Source organism: Natranaerovirga pectinivora (assembly GCF_004342165.1).
Classification (GTDB): domain Bacteria; phylum Bacillota; class Clostridia; order Lachnospirales; family DSM-24629; genus Natranaerovirga; species Natranaerovirga pectinivora.
The window spans coordinates 59,774-76,099 of the sequence record NZ_SMAL01000009.1 but is presented as its reverse complement, the minus strand read 5'-3'; the positions used below and the strand labels follow the sequence as shown (position 1 = coordinate 76,099).

General features: G+C 31.5%; 20 protein-coding genes. 19 read left to right on the top strand and 1 reads right to left on the bottom strand.

Annotated features, from left to right (window positions below; genetic code table 11):
- Window positions 1-11 precede the first annotated feature (11 nt).
- The 9 genes from EDC18_RS11800 to EDC18_RS11760 all read left to right on the top strand — a co-directional run bounded on the left by EDC18_RS11800 (window position 12) and on the right by EDC18_RS11760 (window position 8,020).
- Window positions 12-1,340, top strand: coding sequence for an ABC transporter permease (locus EDC18_RS11800; protein ID WP_132253418.1), 1,329 nt, complete (start codon window positions 12-14; stop codon window positions 1,338-1,340).
- Complete coding sequence (locus EDC18_RS11795; RefSeq protein WP_132253417.1) at window positions 1,340-2,500, top strand: ABC transporter permease; 1,161 nt, start codon at window positions 1,340-1,342, stop codon at window positions 2,498-2,500. The genes EDC18_RS11800 and EDC18_RS11795 overlap by 1 nt, the downstream gene beginning before the upstream one ends.
- 159 nt (window positions 2,501-2,659) lie before the next feature.
- A complete protein-coding gene (cwlD, locus tag EDC18_RS11790; protein WP_132253415.1) occupies window positions 2,660-3,346 on the top strand; it encodes an N-acetylmuramoyl-L-alanine amidase CwlD in 687 nt (228 codons plus the stop codon).
- 172 nt (window positions 3,347-3,518) lie between these two features.
- Complete coding sequence (locus EDC18_RS11785; RefSeq protein WP_132253413.1) at window positions 3,519-4,574, top strand: L-threonylcarbamoyladenylate synthase; 1,056 nt, start codon at window positions 3,519-3,521, stop codon at window positions 4,572-4,574.
- A 10-nt stretch (window positions 4,575-4,584) separates the two neighbouring features.
- Window positions 4,585-5,046 (top strand): low molecular weight protein arginine phosphatase, encoded by a 462-nt coding sequence (locus tag EDC18_RS11780; protein WP_165878570.1) that lies wholly within the window; start codon window positions 4,585-4,587, stop codon window positions 5,044-5,046.
- On the top strand, window positions 5,043-5,471 hold the full coding sequence (gene rpiB / locus EDC18_RS11775; RefSeq protein WP_132253409.1) for a ribose 5-phosphate isomerase B: 429 nt from the start codon (window positions 5,043-5,045) through the stop codon (window positions 5,469-5,471). Before EDC18_RS11780 ends, rpiB begins: the two co-directional genes overlap by 4 nt.
- A gap of 40 nt (window positions 5,472-5,511) precedes the next feature.
- Window positions 5,512-6,141 (top strand): uracil phosphoribosyltransferase, encoded by a 630-nt coding sequence (gene upp, locus EDC18_RS11770; RefSeq protein ID WP_132253407.1) that lies wholly within the window; start codon window positions 5,512-5,514, stop codon window positions 6,139-6,141.
- 22 nt (window positions 6,142-6,163) lie between these two features.
- Window positions 6,164-6,604 carry a deoxycytidylate deaminase gene (locus EDC18_RS11765; protein ID WP_132253405.1) on the top strand — a complete coding sequence of 147 codons (441 nt, stop codon included), beginning with the start codon at window positions 6,164-6,166 and terminating at the stop codon, window positions 6,602-6,604.
- Between the two features lie 336 nt (window positions 6,605-6,940).
- Window positions 6,941-8,020, top strand: a complete 1,080-nt coding sequence (locus tag EDC18_RS11760) for a glycosyltransferase family 4 protein (RefSeq protein ID WP_243115117.1) — start codon at window positions 6,941-6,943, stop codon at window positions 8,018-8,020.
- Between the two features lie 103 nt (window positions 8,021-8,123).
- On the opposite strand, the gene EDC18_RS11755 is transcribed toward EDC18_RS11760, so the two are convergent.
- On the bottom strand, window positions 8,124-8,597 hold the full coding sequence (locus tag EDC18_RS11755) for an ACT domain-containing protein (RefSeq protein WP_132253403.1): 474 nt from the start codon (window positions 8,595-8,597) through the stop codon (window positions 8,124-8,126).
- A gap of 246 nt (window positions 8,598-8,843) precedes the next feature.
- Here EDC18_RS11755 and EDC18_RS11750 point away from each other — a divergent pair, with 246 nt between their 5' ends.
- The 10 genes from EDC18_RS11750 to EDC18_RS11705 all read left to right on the top strand — a co-directional run bounded on the left by EDC18_RS11750 (window position 8,844) and on the right by EDC18_RS11705 (window position 15,883).
- Complete coding sequence (locus EDC18_RS11750; protein WP_132253401.1) at window positions 8,844-9,077, top strand: AtpZ/AtpI family protein; 234 nt, start codon at window positions 8,844-8,846, stop codon at window positions 9,075-9,077.
- Window positions 9,074-9,451 (top strand): ATP synthase subunit I, encoded by a 378-nt coding sequence (locus EDC18_RS11745; RefSeq protein WP_132253399.1) that lies wholly within the window; start codon window positions 9,074-9,076, stop codon window positions 9,449-9,451. The genes EDC18_RS11750 and EDC18_RS11745 overlap by 4 nt, the downstream gene beginning before the upstream one ends.
- 46 nt (window positions 9,452-9,497) lie before the next feature.
- Window positions 9,498-10,178 (top strand): F0F1 ATP synthase subunit A, encoded by a 681-nt coding sequence (gene atpB, locus EDC18_RS11740; RefSeq protein ID WP_132253397.1) that lies wholly within the window; start codon window positions 9,498-9,500, stop codon window positions 10,176-10,178.
- A gap of 103 nt (window positions 10,179-10,281) precedes the next feature.
- Entirely contained in the window at window positions 10,282-10,563 is a 282-nt protein-coding gene (gene atpE, locus EDC18_RS11735) for an ATP synthase F0 subunit C (protein WP_132253395.1), read from the top strand.
- A 40-nt stretch (window positions 10,564-10,603) separates the two neighbouring features.
- On the top strand, window positions 10,604-11,119 hold the full coding sequence (gene atpF / locus EDC18_RS11730; protein WP_132253394.1) for a F0F1 ATP synthase subunit B: 516 nt from the start codon (window positions 10,604-10,606) through the stop codon (window positions 11,117-11,119).
- On the top strand, window positions 11,107-11,649 hold the full coding sequence (gene atpH, locus EDC18_RS11725; protein WP_132253392.1) for an ATP synthase F1 subunit delta: 543 nt from the start codon (window positions 11,107-11,109) through the stop codon (window positions 11,647-11,649). The genes atpF and atpH overlap by 13 nt, the downstream gene beginning before the upstream one ends.
- A gap of 32 nt (window positions 11,650-11,681) precedes the next feature.
- Window positions 11,682-13,205, top strand: coding sequence for a F0F1 ATP synthase subunit alpha (gene atpA, locus EDC18_RS11720; RefSeq protein WP_132253391.1), 1,524 nt, complete (start codon window positions 11,682-11,684; stop codon window positions 13,203-13,205).
- A gap of 4 nt (window positions 13,206-13,209) precedes the next feature.
- Window positions 13,210-14,061, top strand: coding sequence for an ATP synthase F1 subunit gamma (atpG, locus tag EDC18_RS11715; protein WP_132253389.1), 852 nt, complete (start codon window positions 13,210-13,212; stop codon window positions 14,059-14,061).
- Between the two features lie 15 nt (window positions 14,062-14,076).
- Complete coding sequence (gene atpD / locus EDC18_RS11710; protein WP_132253387.1) at window positions 14,077-15,465, top strand: F0F1 ATP synthase subunit beta; 1,389 nt, start codon at window positions 14,077-14,079, stop codon at window positions 15,463-15,465.
- A gap of 10 nt (window positions 15,466-15,475) precedes the next feature.
- The gene (locus tag EDC18_RS11705; RefSeq protein WP_132253385.1) at window positions 15,476-15,883 is read left to right on the top strand and encodes a F0F1 ATP synthase subunit epsilon; all 408 of its coding nucleotides are present in this window, start codon (window positions 15,476-15,478) and stop codon (window positions 15,881-15,883) included.
- The last annotated feature ends 443 nt before the right edge of the window (window positions 15,884-16,326 follow it).

Sequence of the window (16,326 nt, the reverse complement as noted above, 5' to 3'; positions counted from 1 at the left end):
GAGTGTTGAGATTGAGGTTGATAGATTTAATTATAAAGGATGTAAAAAATATCATTTATGATAGAAAAAGCTTGGCTCTAATTCTTTTAATGCCTATAGTCCTTACAACTATTCTTAGTTTTGCTCTTAGGGGGAATTTTGAAGCAGGAGATAGTGGTATTCGTATCATTACTATTGGTGTAGTAAAAGAGTATGACTTAGAATTAGAAAATAGAATGTTTGAAAACCATATGGCATCATATATTACTGATGAAGTAGAACTAGGAGAGTTTTTTAGGGATATAGAAGAGATTAATCCAGAGAAACTTTTTTTTCAAGACTTTTTAGGAAATGAAAATGTAAAAGAATACGTTCAATACATTGTTTTAAATAAAGAGGAAGCAATCCAACAATTAAATAGAAATGAAATCAGTGCAATAGTAGTCCTGCCCAAGAGATATATTTATGACACATATGTAAATCTTTGTGGGGTATATAAAAACAAAGTAAATATTGATGTAATAAAAACTTCAGATGCACAGTTTAGTGGAACCATCGTGGAAAGTATGATAGAAGGGTATAACAATATGCTTAACACTTTTAGTATTAACAAGGACACGGTTATTGGTGTTTTAAGTATTCATTTTGATATGGAGCGTGCCTTCGAAGAGTACTATGCTGAATTTATAAATGGAAATATAAATAATGAAGAGATTAGATTAATAGAAAGAACTGTTGAAGGAAAAAAACAAATAGATAGTTTTGCCTATTATTCAATGGCTATAATGACAATGTTTATTCTTTATAGTGCTGGATATGGTGGTAGAGCAATGCTTCAAGAGAAACACGAATTCACTTACCATAGGTTAAAAGTAGCTGGTATTACAAAAAAGAAATTGTATTTTGGAGCCTTCTTCACAACATTTATAATCGCTTTTTTACAAAGTATGATGATGATAGTATATTCTTCTTTTGTTTTAAAAGTAAACTGGGGAAATATAGGGTTGGTTTTTTTAGTAACACTTTTAATTACACTGGGTATTGGTAGTATAGGTGTTTTAATTTCTGCTATTTCTATTAAAACCAATAGTTTTAAGGTGGCTAACTTATTTGAAAATGGTATTGTGTTTTTTTTAGCAGTCATTGGTGGAAGTTTTACACCCATATATCTTTTGCCAGAATTTTTGCAAAGGCTAAGTGATTTTTCTATAAATGGTGTTGGTCTTAAAATGTACTCTAATATTATGATGGGTAGTACGTTAGAAGCATTGTTAAATCACATTCTGATAATAATTGCTATGATAGTAGTTTTTATAATAGCAGCAACATTAGTAATAATAACTGGAAAGGAGGCAGATTAATGTTTTCTATTATTTGGTTAAGAATAAAGAGAATCAAGGAAAGCCTTCCAATTATAATTGGTTTAACAGTCATGGCATTTGGTTTAATCGCCGCTTTTAGTTCTGCTTTTAAAAGTGAGTATAGACCAGTAGTATTTCTTGTTGATAGAAATGAAACGGAGTATGCAAAGTTATTTATTAATAACTTAGAAGCTGCAGATTTATATGACTTTAGGGTAACAACTTATGATAATGCCATGGATGGTGTTCAAAATTTTGGAGGAATAGCAGCTGTTATAATAGAAGAAGATTTTTTAATTAAGGGTGATAACAGCATTTCAATAGTCAATATTAATACATCAGCTGAGTACGGTAATTTATTACAAGTTGTGAATAATAAGCTGAATCAATTTGTAAATCAAATTAATCTATCTAATTCTATTCAAGAGTATTTTCAAGTACAAAATATGAGGGTGAATGCATTAGAAATTGATGAATTTGTTAGCAGAAATTACAATGATGGTTGGAATTCCCCTACGTATAAAACCAACAGTTATTTTATAGAGGGGTCTTCATCTAATGATTTTATGTTGAAACACTCATTAATTGGTTTTACAATTTTCTTTTCTATGTATACGATGATTTTTGGTATTGGTGATATGGTAGAAGAAAAGAGAATATATGTCTATCATAGACAATTGGTTACGCCAATAAAAAGTCGATCTATTCTTTTTGGGAATTTAATATATACTTTTAGCCTCTCATTTATTCAAGTTCTTATAATGATATTAGGAGGCGCATATATATTTGGTATTGACTGGGGTAATAACATAGGTGCAATTCTATTGGTTATGAGTGCTTTTGTTTTTTGCGGAACAAGTCTTGGACTATTTATGTCAAGTATGGTTAAGAATATACAACAATTAAGTGCACTAACGCCTATTGTATTAACCAGTACTGCAATGATTGGCGGTTGTATGTGGCCGTTGGAAATGATTGATAATAATATACTTTTATTTTTAGCAAGTTTGACACCTCAAAAATGGGCAGTGACGACAATTAGTAGAATGGCTATTTATAACTATGCCCCAAATATTATCATAATGCCTATAATAATTTTATTGGTTATGGGTGGTGTTCTATTGGTGTTAGGAACAAACAGATTTAATAAATTTTCTTAGATATGACTACCTTAAAATGAACCCAATATATTGGATGAAGAATCTAATAGAAGGGTTTGTTTTTTATTATATATGTTTTATTGAGGTTGTAAATTTTTGCATAAAAACCAATTCAAACACAATATAATATATAAATAAATCTTTATAGAGGTATATCTAATGAAAAAAATTGACTATATAATTTTTTCGTTAATAGGAATATTAATTGTACTTATCGGTAATTTGTGTATAAATCAGTGGGTTTTTGCAAGTGCCAAAGTTGTCCCTAAACACATAGTCGTTATTGATCCAGGTCACGGCGGTAGAGATCCAGGAAAAGTGGGAGTAAATGGTGCTCTTGAAAAAGAAATAAATCTTGCAATATCACTTAAAATTAGAACTTATCTTGAGCAAAGTGATATTGAAGTCATATTAACAAGAGAAACAGATATGGGCTTATATAGTGAATCTGATTCTAATAAGAAGAGGGCAGATCTAAATAAGAGAGCTAGGATTATAAGAGAAAGTGGGGCAGACGTGGTTGTAAGCATACACCAAAATAGTTTTAATCAAGCTCAGTACCAAGGAGCCCAAGTATTTTACTATTCTCACTCAGAAGAGGGAAAAAAACTAGCAGAGTATATTCAAAATGAAATCATTAGATATGCCAAACCAAAAACGGAACGTACGCCAAAGGCAAATGATTCATACTTCATTTTAGAGCAAACCCCTTGTCCTGCAGTAATTGTGGAATGTGGCTTTTTATCCAATTGGGAGGAAGCAGAGCGTCTTAATACAGAAGAATATCAAGATAAGTTAGCCTGGTCTATATCTATGGGAATTAAACAATATTTAGTAAGTCAATAGGTGTATAAACTAAGCATACTTTTGTATGCTTAGTTTGTTTAGCTGCTATTTTTTGTATCATTTGTCACTTTTAATATTTTTTTATATATTTATAACTATTTTTCCTTTTATATTTTAAAAAAGATGATATAATAATATAAACAAAAATTTTTATGATTAGAAAAGAGTAAAAATGAAAACAAAGATATATAAAATAGACAAGAATAATATTGATGATAATAAAATTAAAGAAGCAGCAGCCATTTTAAAAGAAGGTGGACTTGTTGCTTTTCCTACGGAAACGGTATATGGTCTTGGAGCAAATGCTTTAGATGTTGATGCTGCCAACAAAATTTATAAGGCAAAAGGGCGACCATCTGATAACCCTCTTATTGTCCATATTGCCAATGTAGAAAGCTTGAATGAATTAGTGGCATATCTTCCAGAAAAGGGTAAAAAAGTCATAGAAGCTTTTTGGCCAGGGCCTCTAACATTAATCTTAAATAAGTCTAAAAATATTCCTGATAATATCACTGGGGGCTTAAATACTGTGGCAGTAAGAATGCCTTCCCATCCCATAGCAATTGAAGTAATCAAAGAAGCAAAAATACCAATAGCAGCACCAAGTGCAAATACATCAGGAAGACCTAGCCCTACAAATGCCAATCATGTGATTGAGGATTTAGAAGGTAAAATAGATATGATTATTGATGGTGGAATGGTTGATATAGGTTTAGAATCAACAGTAATAGATTTTACAAGTGATATACCTCTGATTCTTAGACCAGGGTATATTACAAAAGAGATGATAGAAAATGTTATAGGTAAAATAGAAATTGATAAGGCTCTTTTAGAAGAGTTTGCTCATAGTGAGGCACCAAGATCACCAGGTATGAAATACAAACATTATGCACCTAAAGCGCCACTTAATATTATTGATGGGGAATTGGATAAAGTAGTATGTAAAATTAATGAACTCTTATTAGATAATGAAAAAAAGGGATTAAAAGTTGGCATAATTGCTACTAAGCAAACAAAAATGTATTATAACTCAGGCATTGTAAAGGTCATTGGAGATAGAAACCATGAAAATGAAATTGCAAAACATCTTTTCAAGACACTTAGAGAATTTGATGCATTAGGTGTAGACATAATATTATCTGAAAGTTTTAATGAAAATTATTTAGGACAAGCAATAATGAATCGGCTTTTAAAAGCATCGGGATACAAAATCATAAAAGTGAATTAAGGTGATAGTTTTGAGTAATAATAAGGGAAAAATAATTTTTGTTTGTACTGGTAATACTTGCAGAAGTCCAATAGCTGAAGCTATTGCAAAAAGTAAGGTTGCTAAAAATATTGAAATAATATCTAGAGGAATCTTAGTCCACTATCCTTCAAATATGAATGATAAAGCAAAAAAAGTTATTGAAGAAAATAACATGGTTTTAGAAAACCATATATCAAAATTATTTAATATAGATGAAGTTGATGGTAATACCCTAATTTTGACAATGACTAAAACTCATAAACTCATGTTATTGGAAAAGTATGGTGTGTTAGAAAATAAAATTTATACCCTATGCGAATATATTGGTGAATTTGGTGATGTAGAAGACCCATATGGAGAATCACTAGAAGTATATAGAAGTTGTTATAGACGGTTAGAGGCTGTTATAAGTAGAGCCATTATAAAATTTGAATTGGAGGAATTAAAATGATAGCACTAGGTTCAGACCATGGCGGTTTTCAATTAAAAGATGAGATAATCAAATATTTAGAGGATAATAATATTGAATATAAAGATTTAGGGTGTTATACTACTGATTCTTGTGATTATCCTGATTTTGCTAATAAAGTTGCTAAATCTATTCAAAACAATGAGTGTGATAAGGGTATTTTAATTTGTGGTACAGGTATAGGCATTTCTATTGCAGCAAATAAGCATAAAGGGATAAGGGCTGCCTTATGTCATGATTGTTTTAGTGCAGAAGCAACGAGATTGCATAATGACGCCAATGTATTGGTTATGGGTGGAAGAATTGTTGGTCCTGGACTTGCATTAAAAATAGTAGAAATCTTTTTAAGTACTGACTTTTCAAATGATGAAAGACATATTAGAAGAATTAATCTAATAGAAGAATAAAAAAATAAATTATGTTTAATTACATAAGGAGGATAAAATTATGTCAAATGTTATTGTTATGGATCATCCATTAATACAACACAAGGTTGCAATATTAAGAAATAAAGAAACAGGTTCAAAGGAATTTAGAGAAATAGTAGAAGAAATATCCATGCTTATGTGCTATGAAGCTACAAGAAATCTAACTTTAGAAGATATTGAAGTAGAAACACCTGTTGCTAAAACAACAGCAAAAGCAATTGCTGGAAAAAAACTAGGAATTGTACCAATTCTTAGAGCTGGACTAGGAATGGTAGACGGGATGTTAAATTTAGTACCAGCAGCTAAAGTTGGTCATGTTGGTTTGTACCGTGACCCTGATACCCTTAATCCTGTTGAGTATTACTGTAAACTACCAATTGATGCTATTGAAAGAGATATATTTGTTCTTGATCCAATGTTAGCAACAGGGGGATCTGCAGCATCTGCTATACAATTTATTAAAGATAAAGGTGTAACTAAGATTCATTTAATGTGTCTAATTGCTGCTCCTGAGGGTGTAAAAAAAGTGCAAGAGGAGCATCCAGATGTAGATATATATATAGCTGCATTAGATGAAAGATTAAATGAACATGGTTATATTGTACCTGGATTAGGTGATGCAGGTGATAGGTTATACGGTACGAAATAGTACGAGAATAGTGGGGTATTAGATGAGACCAAGTTGGGATGAATACTTCTTAGAAATAGTAGAAATGATAAAAGAAAGATCCACATGTCTAAGAAGAAAAGTTGGCGCCATAATTGTTAAGGATAAGAGAATTCTCACTTCAGGATATAATGGTGCACCATCAGGTTGTACTCATTGTGAAGAAAAGGGATGTTTAAGAGAGCAATTAAAAATACCATCAGGGCAAAGGCACGAATTGTGTAGAGCATCCCATGCAGAACAAAATGCAATAGTACAAGCAGCTATGCACGGTGTATCAATAAATGATAGTACCATATATGTAACGGCTCAACCTTGTGTTATATGTTCTAAGTTGATTATTAATGCAGGTATTAAAAAAGTAGTTTTTAAAGGTGATTATCCTGATGAATTATCCATGGAGCTTTTAAAAGAAGCTAATATAGAAGTTATTAAACATAAGTAGAAAAAATATTAAGAATGGAAATGAATTCCATTCTTTTTTTTAAAAGAAATTATTTATTGGAAAGACAATAGTAACTTTTTATTGTAGAAGATTGATATTATGGGAATACGTTAGCATTATAATTTGTGAAACTCCTACAAAAAAGACAAATTATGGGAGGAACATTAAATTTGTGTTACCAATACATATTCTCATTGACATTTATTACATAAAAATATAGAATGTACTTGGTTAAAAGAAAAGCTAATTAATAAAACTAGTAATAGGTTCTTAAATTAATTTAGTGATAAAATGAAGATAAAAGTTGAGACGTTTTAAATAAAAGGAGCCGATAATATGTTGAAATTTATGAATGATATCAATCCTAATCTTATATATATACTTGCATTTGGAAGCGCGTTTTTAATATCATTATTAACAACACCCTTAAGTAAAAAAATTGCATATAAATTAGGAGCAATCGCTTATCCTACTGATAGAGGGATGCATAAAAAACCCATGCCTTTAGCAGGTGGTATTGCAATTGTTGCTGGATTTGTTTTTACTGTTTTACTAATAGCACCTTTTGTTGAAAATTTTTTAACCCTACAGATTGGTGGGTTATTAGCAGGTGGCATATTAATAACAAGTGTAGGATTATTAGATGATATTTATAATCTAAATCCTAAGATAAAATTATTATTTCAAATAATGGCAGCCCTTATAGTGGTATATACTGGAACTACTATCGAACATTTAACTTGGCCATTTTCTGAAACCAATAATATTGAACTTGGCATGTTAAGTAAAGCGTTTACAATGCTGTGGGTAATTGGAGTAACCAACGCAGTTAATTTAATTGATGGTCTTGATGGTTTAGCAGCAGGCGTTTCATCTATTGCAGCTTTATGCTTGATGTTGTTATCTTTATTAACACCAGTTCAAATTCCAGTTGCTATCGTACTTACTGCAGCATTAGCAGGATCTTGTTTAGGTTTCTTGCCACACAACTTTAATCCTGCAAAAATATTTATGGGTGATACTGGTTCTACTTTTTTAGGATTTACATTAGCCGTAATATCCATTCAAGGTCTAATTAAAAGTTATACGGCAATTACAGTTTTTATTGCAATTATTGTGTTGGGGTTACCAATATTTGATACGTTTTTTGCGATAATACGTAGAATAAGAAATGGGCAACCAGTGATGCAGGCAGATAGAGGGCATTTGCATCATAGATTAGTGGATAGAGGATATAGTCAAAAAAGAGCTGTATTAACCTTATATGGCATTAGCAGTTGTTTTGGTGTTGCAGGGATTTTATTAGCCATTAGCGGTGGTGTATTAGCTGTTGGAGTATTAGCTATTATGGTTTTGGTTTGGTTGATTGATAATGCCATAATTGCAAGAGCAAAAAATAAAAAACACGATATATAATTAAAATGTACTCTATAGAGAAAAATCAAAATCTCTTGTAGAGTACATTTTATATTATAAACGTGTTTTTTTTGAACTTCTATTTTAGTAAATATAATATTTTTTAAATTCCTATATTATAATGTTTGGTTAAAGCATTAATAGCTTTCTTCTCATCAGAAGAATATATTAAAAATGAAATGTCTGATTCAGATGTTGTAATGATTTTCACGTCTACATTAGACGCAACAAGTAATTCTAAGGCTTTTGCAAAAACCCCTGTTGTATGTCTCATTGCTTCGCCAAATAAAGAGATTTTAGTGTTGTTTGAGTTAACTTCAATTCTTAGATCAGGAATAGAAGATTTAAAAACCTTAAGGGCTTGAATGGCGTTAAAGAAATCATCGTCATTTAGAGAGAATGAGATATTTATGACCTCTTTAAAGGGTGTTGTTTGGCTTACCATATCAATATTAATACCTGCATCAGCTAATGCAGAAAAAATCTTTGCTCTTTGATCAATGGGACTGGGTACATTAATTAACGTTATCAAGGTTACATTTTGTGTTATATAAAGATTGGTTATAACGGGTTTCATAGTATTACCTCCTAATCATTTTGATTTAAGTAATATTTCCTATAATATACTATTATAGCATGATTTATAATAATGACCAATAAAATAACAAAAACGGTTGAGATTAGCAATATTTTATGGTTTAATTATATTTGACATATTTTTTCTTTAAGTTATATAGTATGCAAAGTACAGAAATAAATAAGTGTTTAATCTAGACAGTGGTTCAAAAATGGTATAATATAGAGAATAAAATGGAGGAAAAATATGAAAATAGATCCTCACGTATTAAAACATTTGGTATTACTAAACCAAATAGCACTAACAATTATTATACCAATAATATTTTGTATATTTATTGGTAAATGGTTAGATGATAAACTAGGTACCAACGGTGTTATAACATTTGTATTTATTATCCTGGGTCTTTTAGCAGCTATTCGTAATTTTTTTGTAATTACAACTAGATTTTTAGAAGAACAGAAAGGATCTAAAAAATGATAAAACATCAAGATAAAGTTATATCAACAATTATTGTTGGTATGATATTAATATCACTAAGCATTGCAGTAATATCTATTTTTATTAATTATAATATAGGCTTTATTATAGGATTAACAATAGGAACGGTGACAGGTGTTTTTCAGATTATGCATATAGGTAAAACTATAAATAAAGCATTAGATAAAACACCAAATCAAGCTAAAAAATATGCTGTCAAAAGTTCTATGTTTAGGTACTTAATAATTGTATTAGTTGTCATAGTAAGTGTAACGATCAATAGAGATTCTATTATAGGGATTATAGTTGGACTTTTTGTTCTTAAGTTATCCATTTACTTAATGCCCTTGATAAAGTCATTTTATTCTGAATAACAAATTGTTTATATAAAACAAAATATTTAATATTGAGGTGATTTTAATGAAAGATTTTACTATAAGAGAGCTTTTTAGCATTAATTTTGGTGAAGTTGAATGGGTTATCGGAGATACACATTTTAGTTTGTTGATAATTTCATTATTTTTAATAGGGTTCGCATTATATGTTAATCGTCGATTTAAAAAGTTTCAAGAAGTGCCAAAAGGATTACAGAACTTCGTTGAAATGGTTGTAGAGGTTTTTGATAAGTTTACTATCACAACAATGGGAGAAAAGGGAAAGAGTTTTTCTACTTATTTCGCTACTGTGTTTATATTTTTATTCATATCTAATATATCAGGGTTATTTGCTTTAAGGCCGCCTACGGCAGATTATGCAATACCACTTGGGTTAGCGTTGATTTCATTTTTTATGATTCAATATTATGGAATTAAATCTAAAGGGATTGGTAGATATTTAAAAGGGTTTACTGAACCAATACTTTTTTTAACACCCATTAATATAATTGGTGAATTAGCTAATCCTGTTTCTTTATCTTTCCGTTTGTTTGGTAACATTTTAGGTGGAACAGTGCTTATTGCATTGTACTATTCTATGCCATGGTTTTTAAATTTAGGTATACCTGCAGTATTGCATTTTTATTTTGATTTATTTGCAGGAGGCCTTCAAGCTTTTGTATTCACCATTTTAAGTATGGTATTGATTACAGGAGCAATGGATTAATTAAAGTAACTAAGCTTGTATTTCTTGCGTTAGTAAGAGGAATAGGCTTTATTATAAATAAAAACATACTAAAATATTTAATACTTATTAAGGAGGAATTAATATGGAAACAATTGATGGAAGAGCGTTGATTTTAGCGGCATCTGCTATAGGTGCAGGATTAGCTATGATTGCTGGTATAGGTGCAGGTATAGGGCAAGGTTATGCAGCTGGTAAAGCAGCTGAGGCAGTAGGTAGACAACCAGGTGCAAAATCTGATATTCAAAGTACGATGATCGTTGGGGCGGCTATTGCTGAGACAACTGGTATTTATGGTTTCGTTATTGCTCTTATGTTACTATATATTAATCCATTAATTACAAGATATATAGGATTATTAGGGTAGGTTTTAATCTCCTTATCTTAAGCTGAAAGGAGGCGCTATTTTGGGAAGATTATTTGGATTTGACGCTCAGCTTCTAATGGATACGGTTGTAATGGTAATAACAATGTTTATTCTTTTCTTTGCGATGTCTTATCTTTTGTTTGAGCCTGTAAGAAGCTTTATGGAAAAACGTGCTGAGAAAATCAGAAATGATATTGAAGAGGCAACCAAACAAAAAAATGATGCTGCAAGTCTTAAAAATCAATATGAAGAAAAGTTAAGAAATATTGAAAAAGAAGCAGATGTAATATTATCTCAAGCTAGAAAAAAAGCGTTATCAAGAGAAGATGAAATAATACAAGGGGCAAATGAAGAAGCTAAACGTATTATTGAAAGAGCGAATTTAGAAATTTCAAGAGAAAAAGAAAAAGTTAAAGAAGATATAAAAACAGAAATGATTGAAATTGCTGCAATCCTTGCAGAAAAATTCATTTCCGCTTCTATAAACGAATCAGAACAAAATAAGTTAATAGAAGAAACGCTAAACGAGATGGGTGATAAAACATGGCTCAATTAGTAGTTAAAACATATAGTCGAGCATTATTTCAATTAGCACAAGAAGAAAATATTAAAGAAAAATTAGAAGAAGAATCTATTGTTATTTTAGATGTTTTGAAAAACAATGAAGATTTTTTAACATTATTAAATCACCCAAAAATATCTAAAGATGAAAAAATATCTATTTTTGAAGAGTCATTTGTTAATTTATCTAATGAATTATTAGGTCTTATGAGTGTTATTATTAAAAAAGATAGATATATGTATATCATTGATATATTGAAGGATTTTTTAGAAATCATTAAAGAAGATAAAGGCATTGTAACTGCATCAGTCTTCTCTGCAAAAGAATTAGATGAAAAACAAAAAGCAAAAATAGAACAACGACTTGAAAATCTAACCAATAAAAAGGTTGAGACCGTTTATACAGTGGATCAATCATTAGTTGGTGGATTGAAAATTCGTATAGGCGATAGAATTGTGGATAACAGTATAAAAGGAAGAATTGACTTAATGGCTAAAGAATTATTAAAAATACAATTAGCCTAGAAATTCTGAAAGAAAGGCGGTGTTATAAAGACATGAATCTTAGACCAGAAGAGATTAGTTCCGTTATTAAAGAGCAAATCAAAAGATATAAATCAAATTTAGAAGTATCAGATGTTGGAACAATTATTCAAGTTGCTGATGGTATTGCTCGTATTCACGGATTAGAAAAAGCCATGGCTGGAGAATTATTAGAGTTTCCAGGTAATGTTTATGGAATGGCCTTAAACCTTGAGCAAGACAATGTTGGAGCCGTATTATTAGGATCTGATGATGGAATCAGGGAAGGTGCTGTTGTTAAGGCAACTGGTCGTGTTGTTGAAGTACCAGTTGGAGATGAATTAATTGGTCGTGTCGTTAATTCATTAGGACAGCCAATTGATGGTAAAGGACCAATTCAAGCAAAAAAATATCGTAAAGTAGAAAGAGTTGCACCTGGTGTTATTGAAAGAAAGTCTGTTGATACACCTCTTCAAACAGGGGTCAAGGCAATTGACTCAATGGTTCCTATTGGAAGAGGACAACGTGAGTTAATCATTGGAGATAGACAAACAGGTAAGACCGCTATTGCTATTGATACAATAATAAATCAAAAAAATGAAAATGTATTATGTATTTATGTAGCTATTGGCCAAAAGGCGTCTACAGTAGCACAGATTGTAACAACATTAGAAGAAACCGGTGCTATGGATTATACTACCGTTGTTGCTTCAACAGCTAGTGAGTTAGCACCACTACAGTATCTTGCACCTTATGCAGGATGTACCATTGGTGAAGAGTGGATGGAAAGCGGTAAAGATGTTTTGGTAATTTATGATGATTTATCAAGACATGCGGTTGCTTATAGAGCCATGTCTTTGCTACTTAGAAGACCACCAGGTAGAGAAGCATATCCTGGAGATGTATTCTATTTGCATTCAAGATTATTAGAACGTGCAGCAAGATTATCTGATGAGAACGGTGGGGGATCTTTAACGGCATTACCGATTATTGAAACTCAAGCTGGGGATGTATCTGCATACATACCAACAAATGTTATATCTATAACAGATGGTCAGATATACCTTGAAACAGAACTATTTAATGCAGGGGTAAGACCGGCAATAAATCCAGGGCTTTCTGTTTCACGTGTTGGTGGAGCAGCTCAGATTAAAGCAATGAAAAAAATTGCAGGACCAATTCGTGTAGAGTTGGCTCAGTATAGAGAACTAGCTGCATTTGCACAGTTCGGTTCTGATTTAGATAAAGATACTAAAGAAAAATTGGCACAAGGGGAACGTATTATGGAGGTTTTAAAACAACCACAATATCAACCAATGTCAGTTGCTTATCAAGTATTGATTCTATATGCAGTGACTAAAAAATACTTAATGGATATAGATGTTAATAAAATTCAACTTTTCCAAAAGAAATTATTTGAATATATAGATTTAAAATATCCAGAATTACCAAAAGAAATTTTAGCATCTGGAGAAATTAAAGAACAAACAGAAGGCACTATAATCAAAGTAATTGAAGAATTTAAAGATGAGTTTAGAAAAATTCTAAAAGAGGTGTGATGCTATGGCATCCATAAGAGATATAAAAAGAAGAAAAACAAGTATTCAAAGTACTCAACAAATTACAAAAGCTATGAAGCTTGTTGCTACGGCTAAGCTTCAAAAAGCTAAAGTAAAAGCTGAGGAAACTAGAGAATATTTTAATAAAATGTATGAAACAGTGACATCTATTCTTTCTCAAACTGGAGATATAGATCATCAATATCTTGCTTCTAGAAATGGGGATAAAAAAGGATATATCGTGATAACATCTAATAGAGGGCTTGCTGGAGGATATAATGCTAATATAATCAAGCAAGTGCTAAACAATGGTGTTTCGAAAGAAAATATAGCTGTTTATTCTGCTGGAAAAAAAGGTAAAGACGGTTTAAGAAGAAGAGGCTATTCTATTGAACAGGATTTTTCTGAAATGGTTGAAGGACCAACATATAATGATGCTGTATCAATTGGAAAAGTCGTTTTAGAAGATTATTTAAATAATAAAATTGATGAGATATATTTGGTATATACAGGTTTTGTATCTACTATTTCTCAAGAGGCAAAAACAATAAAATTATTGCCCATTGAATCAAGCAATCAAGACACCAATAAAAGTGTTGCTTTAATGAATTATGAGCCATCTGAAGAGGATGTTTTAGATGTTATGATTCCAAGATATGTTTACAGTCTAATTTATGGTGGACTAGTGGAATCTGTAGCAAGTGAACAAGGTGCAAGGATGACGGCCATGGATTCGGCTACAAGTAATGCAAATGATATGATTGAAGATTTATCTCTTGAATATAACAGAGCAAGACAGGCATCTATTACTCAAGAAATATCTGAAATTGTTGGTGGAGCAGAAGCACTTAAGTAAAGGAGTGAAATTAGAATGTCAGAAAAAAATATTGGAAAGATCACTCAAATCATTGGTGCCGTTCTAGATATTAAATTCTCCCAAGGTAAATTACCGTCATTAAACAATGCAATTGAAATTAATGATAGAAATGGAGAAATACTTGTTGTTGAAGTTGCACAGCATTTAGGAGATGATTCTGTTAGATGTATTGCTATGGGGGCAACAGATGGTTTAGTACGTGGAATGGAGGCTGTTGATACTGGTGAACCGATATCAGTACCAGTTGGTGAAAATACATTAGGTAGGATTTTTAATGTAACTGGAAAACCAATAGACAATAAGCCAGTGCCAAAGGATGTTGATTATTGGCCAATTCATAGAGATGCGCCAAAGTTTGAAGAGCAATCTACGCGAACTGAGATATTGGAAACAGGAATTAAGGTAGTAGATTTACTATGTCCATATCAAAAAGGTGGAAAAATTGGATTATTCGGTGGTGCAGGGGTAGGTAAAACTGTTTTAATTCAAGAACTTATAAGAAATATAGCAACTGAACATGGTGGTTACTCAGTATTTACTGGAGTAGGGGAAAGAACCAGAGAAGGTAATGACCTTTACCACGAAATGACAGATTCAGGGGTTATTAATAAAACGACAATGGTATTTGGACAAATGAACGAGCCACCAGGCGCTAGAATGCGTGTTGGATTAACGGGTCTTACAATGGCAGAGTATTTCCGTGATCAAGGTGGTCGTGATGTATTATTATTCATTGACAATATATTCCGTTTTACACAAGCAGGTTCAGAGGTTTCAGCGTTACTTGGACGTATGCCTAGTGCCGTTGGGTATCAACCAACGTTGGCGACAGAAATGGGTGCACTTCAAGAACGTATCACATCAACTAAAAGCGGATCAATCACCTCTGTTCAAGCGGTATATGTGCCAGCGGATGACTTAACGGATCCAGCACCAGCTACAACATTTGCTCACTTAGATGCAACAACAGTACTAAACCGTGCAATTGTTGAGCTAGGAATATATCCAGCTGTTGATCCACTGGATTCAACTTCAAGAATTCTTGACCCGCGTATTGTTGGTGAAGAACATTATAATGTTGCTCGTGGTGTTCAAGAAATATTACAACGTTATAAAGAGCTTCAAGATATTATTGCAATACTTGGTATGGATGAATTGTCTGAAGAAGATAAACTTATTGTATCAAGAGCAAGAAAGGTACAACGTTTCTTATCGCAGCCATTCTTCGTAGCTCAACAGTTTACAGGCTTAGAAGGACGTTATGTACCAATTAGTGAAACCGTACAAGGATTCAAAGAAATTCTAGAAGGCAAGCATGATGATATTCCTGAAAGTGCATTCTTACTTGCAGGTAATATAGATGATGTTGTTGCAAAAGTATAGGTGATATATTATGGCAGATTCTAAGTTTAAGTTGCATATAATTACGCCAGAAAGAGTTTTCTGCAAAGAAGATGTTGAAATGGTTATGTTTAATACCACTGAAGGCGACATAGGGGTTTTAAAAGGTCATATTCCACTTACAACGACTCTTCAAAGTGGTGTATTCAAAATGAAAATTGGCAATGAGGAAAAAAGAGCAGCTGTTCATACTGGATTTGCTGAAATAAAGCCAGATGAAGTAACCATATTAGCAGATGCTGCAGAATGGCCAGAAGAAATAGATTTACAAAGAGCAGAACAAGCAAAAACAAAAGCTGAGAATAAATTAAAAGATCGAAGAGATCATATTGACTTATTAAGAGCAGAAGCGTCTTTGCGTCGATCCGTTGCTCGAATTGAAGTAGTTAAAAATAAATAAAAAAATAGGCATAAATTAACAAAAACACTTGTATAATATTATTAAGTTATAATATTAATCCAAGTGTTTTTTTGTGCAATTCGCACTATGGATTTTAAAGGTAATTATATAAAAACTACATTTTTTGTGAAAAACTGATTAAAAAAAATAAACATAAGAAAGAAAAGCATACATATAATACAAATATTGCAAGAAAAACATTGATTTAAATTTATAATAGGATTATACTAGTATTTAATACCAATAATTGGAAATAAATTATAAATTGTGTGTTTAAATAATATCAATAGTAAGTCGTTGGTATAGAAAACTTTCCATGAATCATCATCAGTATAACTAAATATTCATAGTAACTAGATATTGCCTGATATGTTAGCAGGAGGCAAGTTACAAAAGCCAACTGTAACAATCAAATAAATAAGCAAATTAAAAGGAGATGGTTA

Coding starts and splice junctions, on each gene's coding strand:
- atpE (WP_132253395.1), top strand. CDS start 10,282: ATGGAAACAATTGATGGAAGAGCGTTGATTTTAGCGGCATCTGCTATA.
- atpG (WP_132253389.1), top strand. CDS start 13,210: ATGGCATCCATAAGAGATATAAAAAGAAGAAAAACAAGTATTCAAAGT.
- atpH (WP_132253392.1), top strand. CDS start 11,107: ATGGCTCAATTAGTAGTTAAAACATATAGTCGAGCATTATTTCAATTA.
- EDC18_RS11745 (WP_132253399.1), top strand. CDS start 9,074: ATGATAAAACATCAAGATAAAGTTATATCAACAATTATTGTTGGTATG.
- EDC18_RS11795 (WP_132253417.1), top strand. CDS start 1,340: ATGTTTTCTATTATTTGGTTAAGAATAAAGAGAATCAAGGAAAGCCTT.
- EDC18_RS11760 (WP_243115117.1), top strand. CDS start 6,941: ATGTTGAAATTTATGAATGATATCAATCCTAATCTTATATATATACTT.
- EDC18_RS11755 (WP_132253403.1), bottom strand. CDS start 8,597: ATGAAACCCGTTATAACCAATCTTTATATAACACAAAATGTAACCTTG.
- rpiB (WP_132253409.1), top strand. CDS start 5,043: ATGATAGCACTAGGTTCAGACCATGGCGGTTTTCAATTAAAAGATGAG.
- EDC18_RS11750 (WP_132253401.1), top strand. CDS start 8,844: ATGAAAATAGATCCTCACGTATTAAAACATTTGGTATTACTAAACCAA.
- atpB (WP_132253397.1), top strand. CDS start 9,498: ATGAAAGATTTTACTATAAGAGAGCTTTTTAGCATTAATTTTGGTGAA.
- upp (WP_132253407.1), top strand. CDS start 5,512: ATGTCAAATGTTATTGTTATGGATCATCCATTAATACAACACAAGGTT.
- EDC18_RS11785 (WP_132253413.1), top strand. CDS start 3,519: ATGAAAACAAAGATATATAAAATAGACAAGAATAATATTGATGATAAT.
- cwlD (WP_132253415.1), top strand. CDS start 2,660: ATGAAAAAAATTGACTATATAATTTTTTCGTTAATAGGAATATTAATT.
- EDC18_RS11765 (WP_132253405.1), top strand. CDS start 6,164: ATGAGACCAAGTTGGGATGAATACTTCTTAGAAATAGTAGAAATGATA.
- atpD (WP_132253387.1), top strand. CDS start 14,077: ATGTCAGAAAAAAATATTGGAAAGATCACTCAAATCATTGGTGCCGTT.
- atpA (WP_132253391.1), top strand. CDS start 11,682: ATGAATCTTAGACCAGAAGAGATTAGTTCCGTTATTAAAGAGCAAATC.
- EDC18_RS11705 (WP_132253385.1), top strand. CDS start 15,476: ATGGCAGATTCTAAGTTTAAGTTGCATATAATTACGCCAGAAAGAGTT.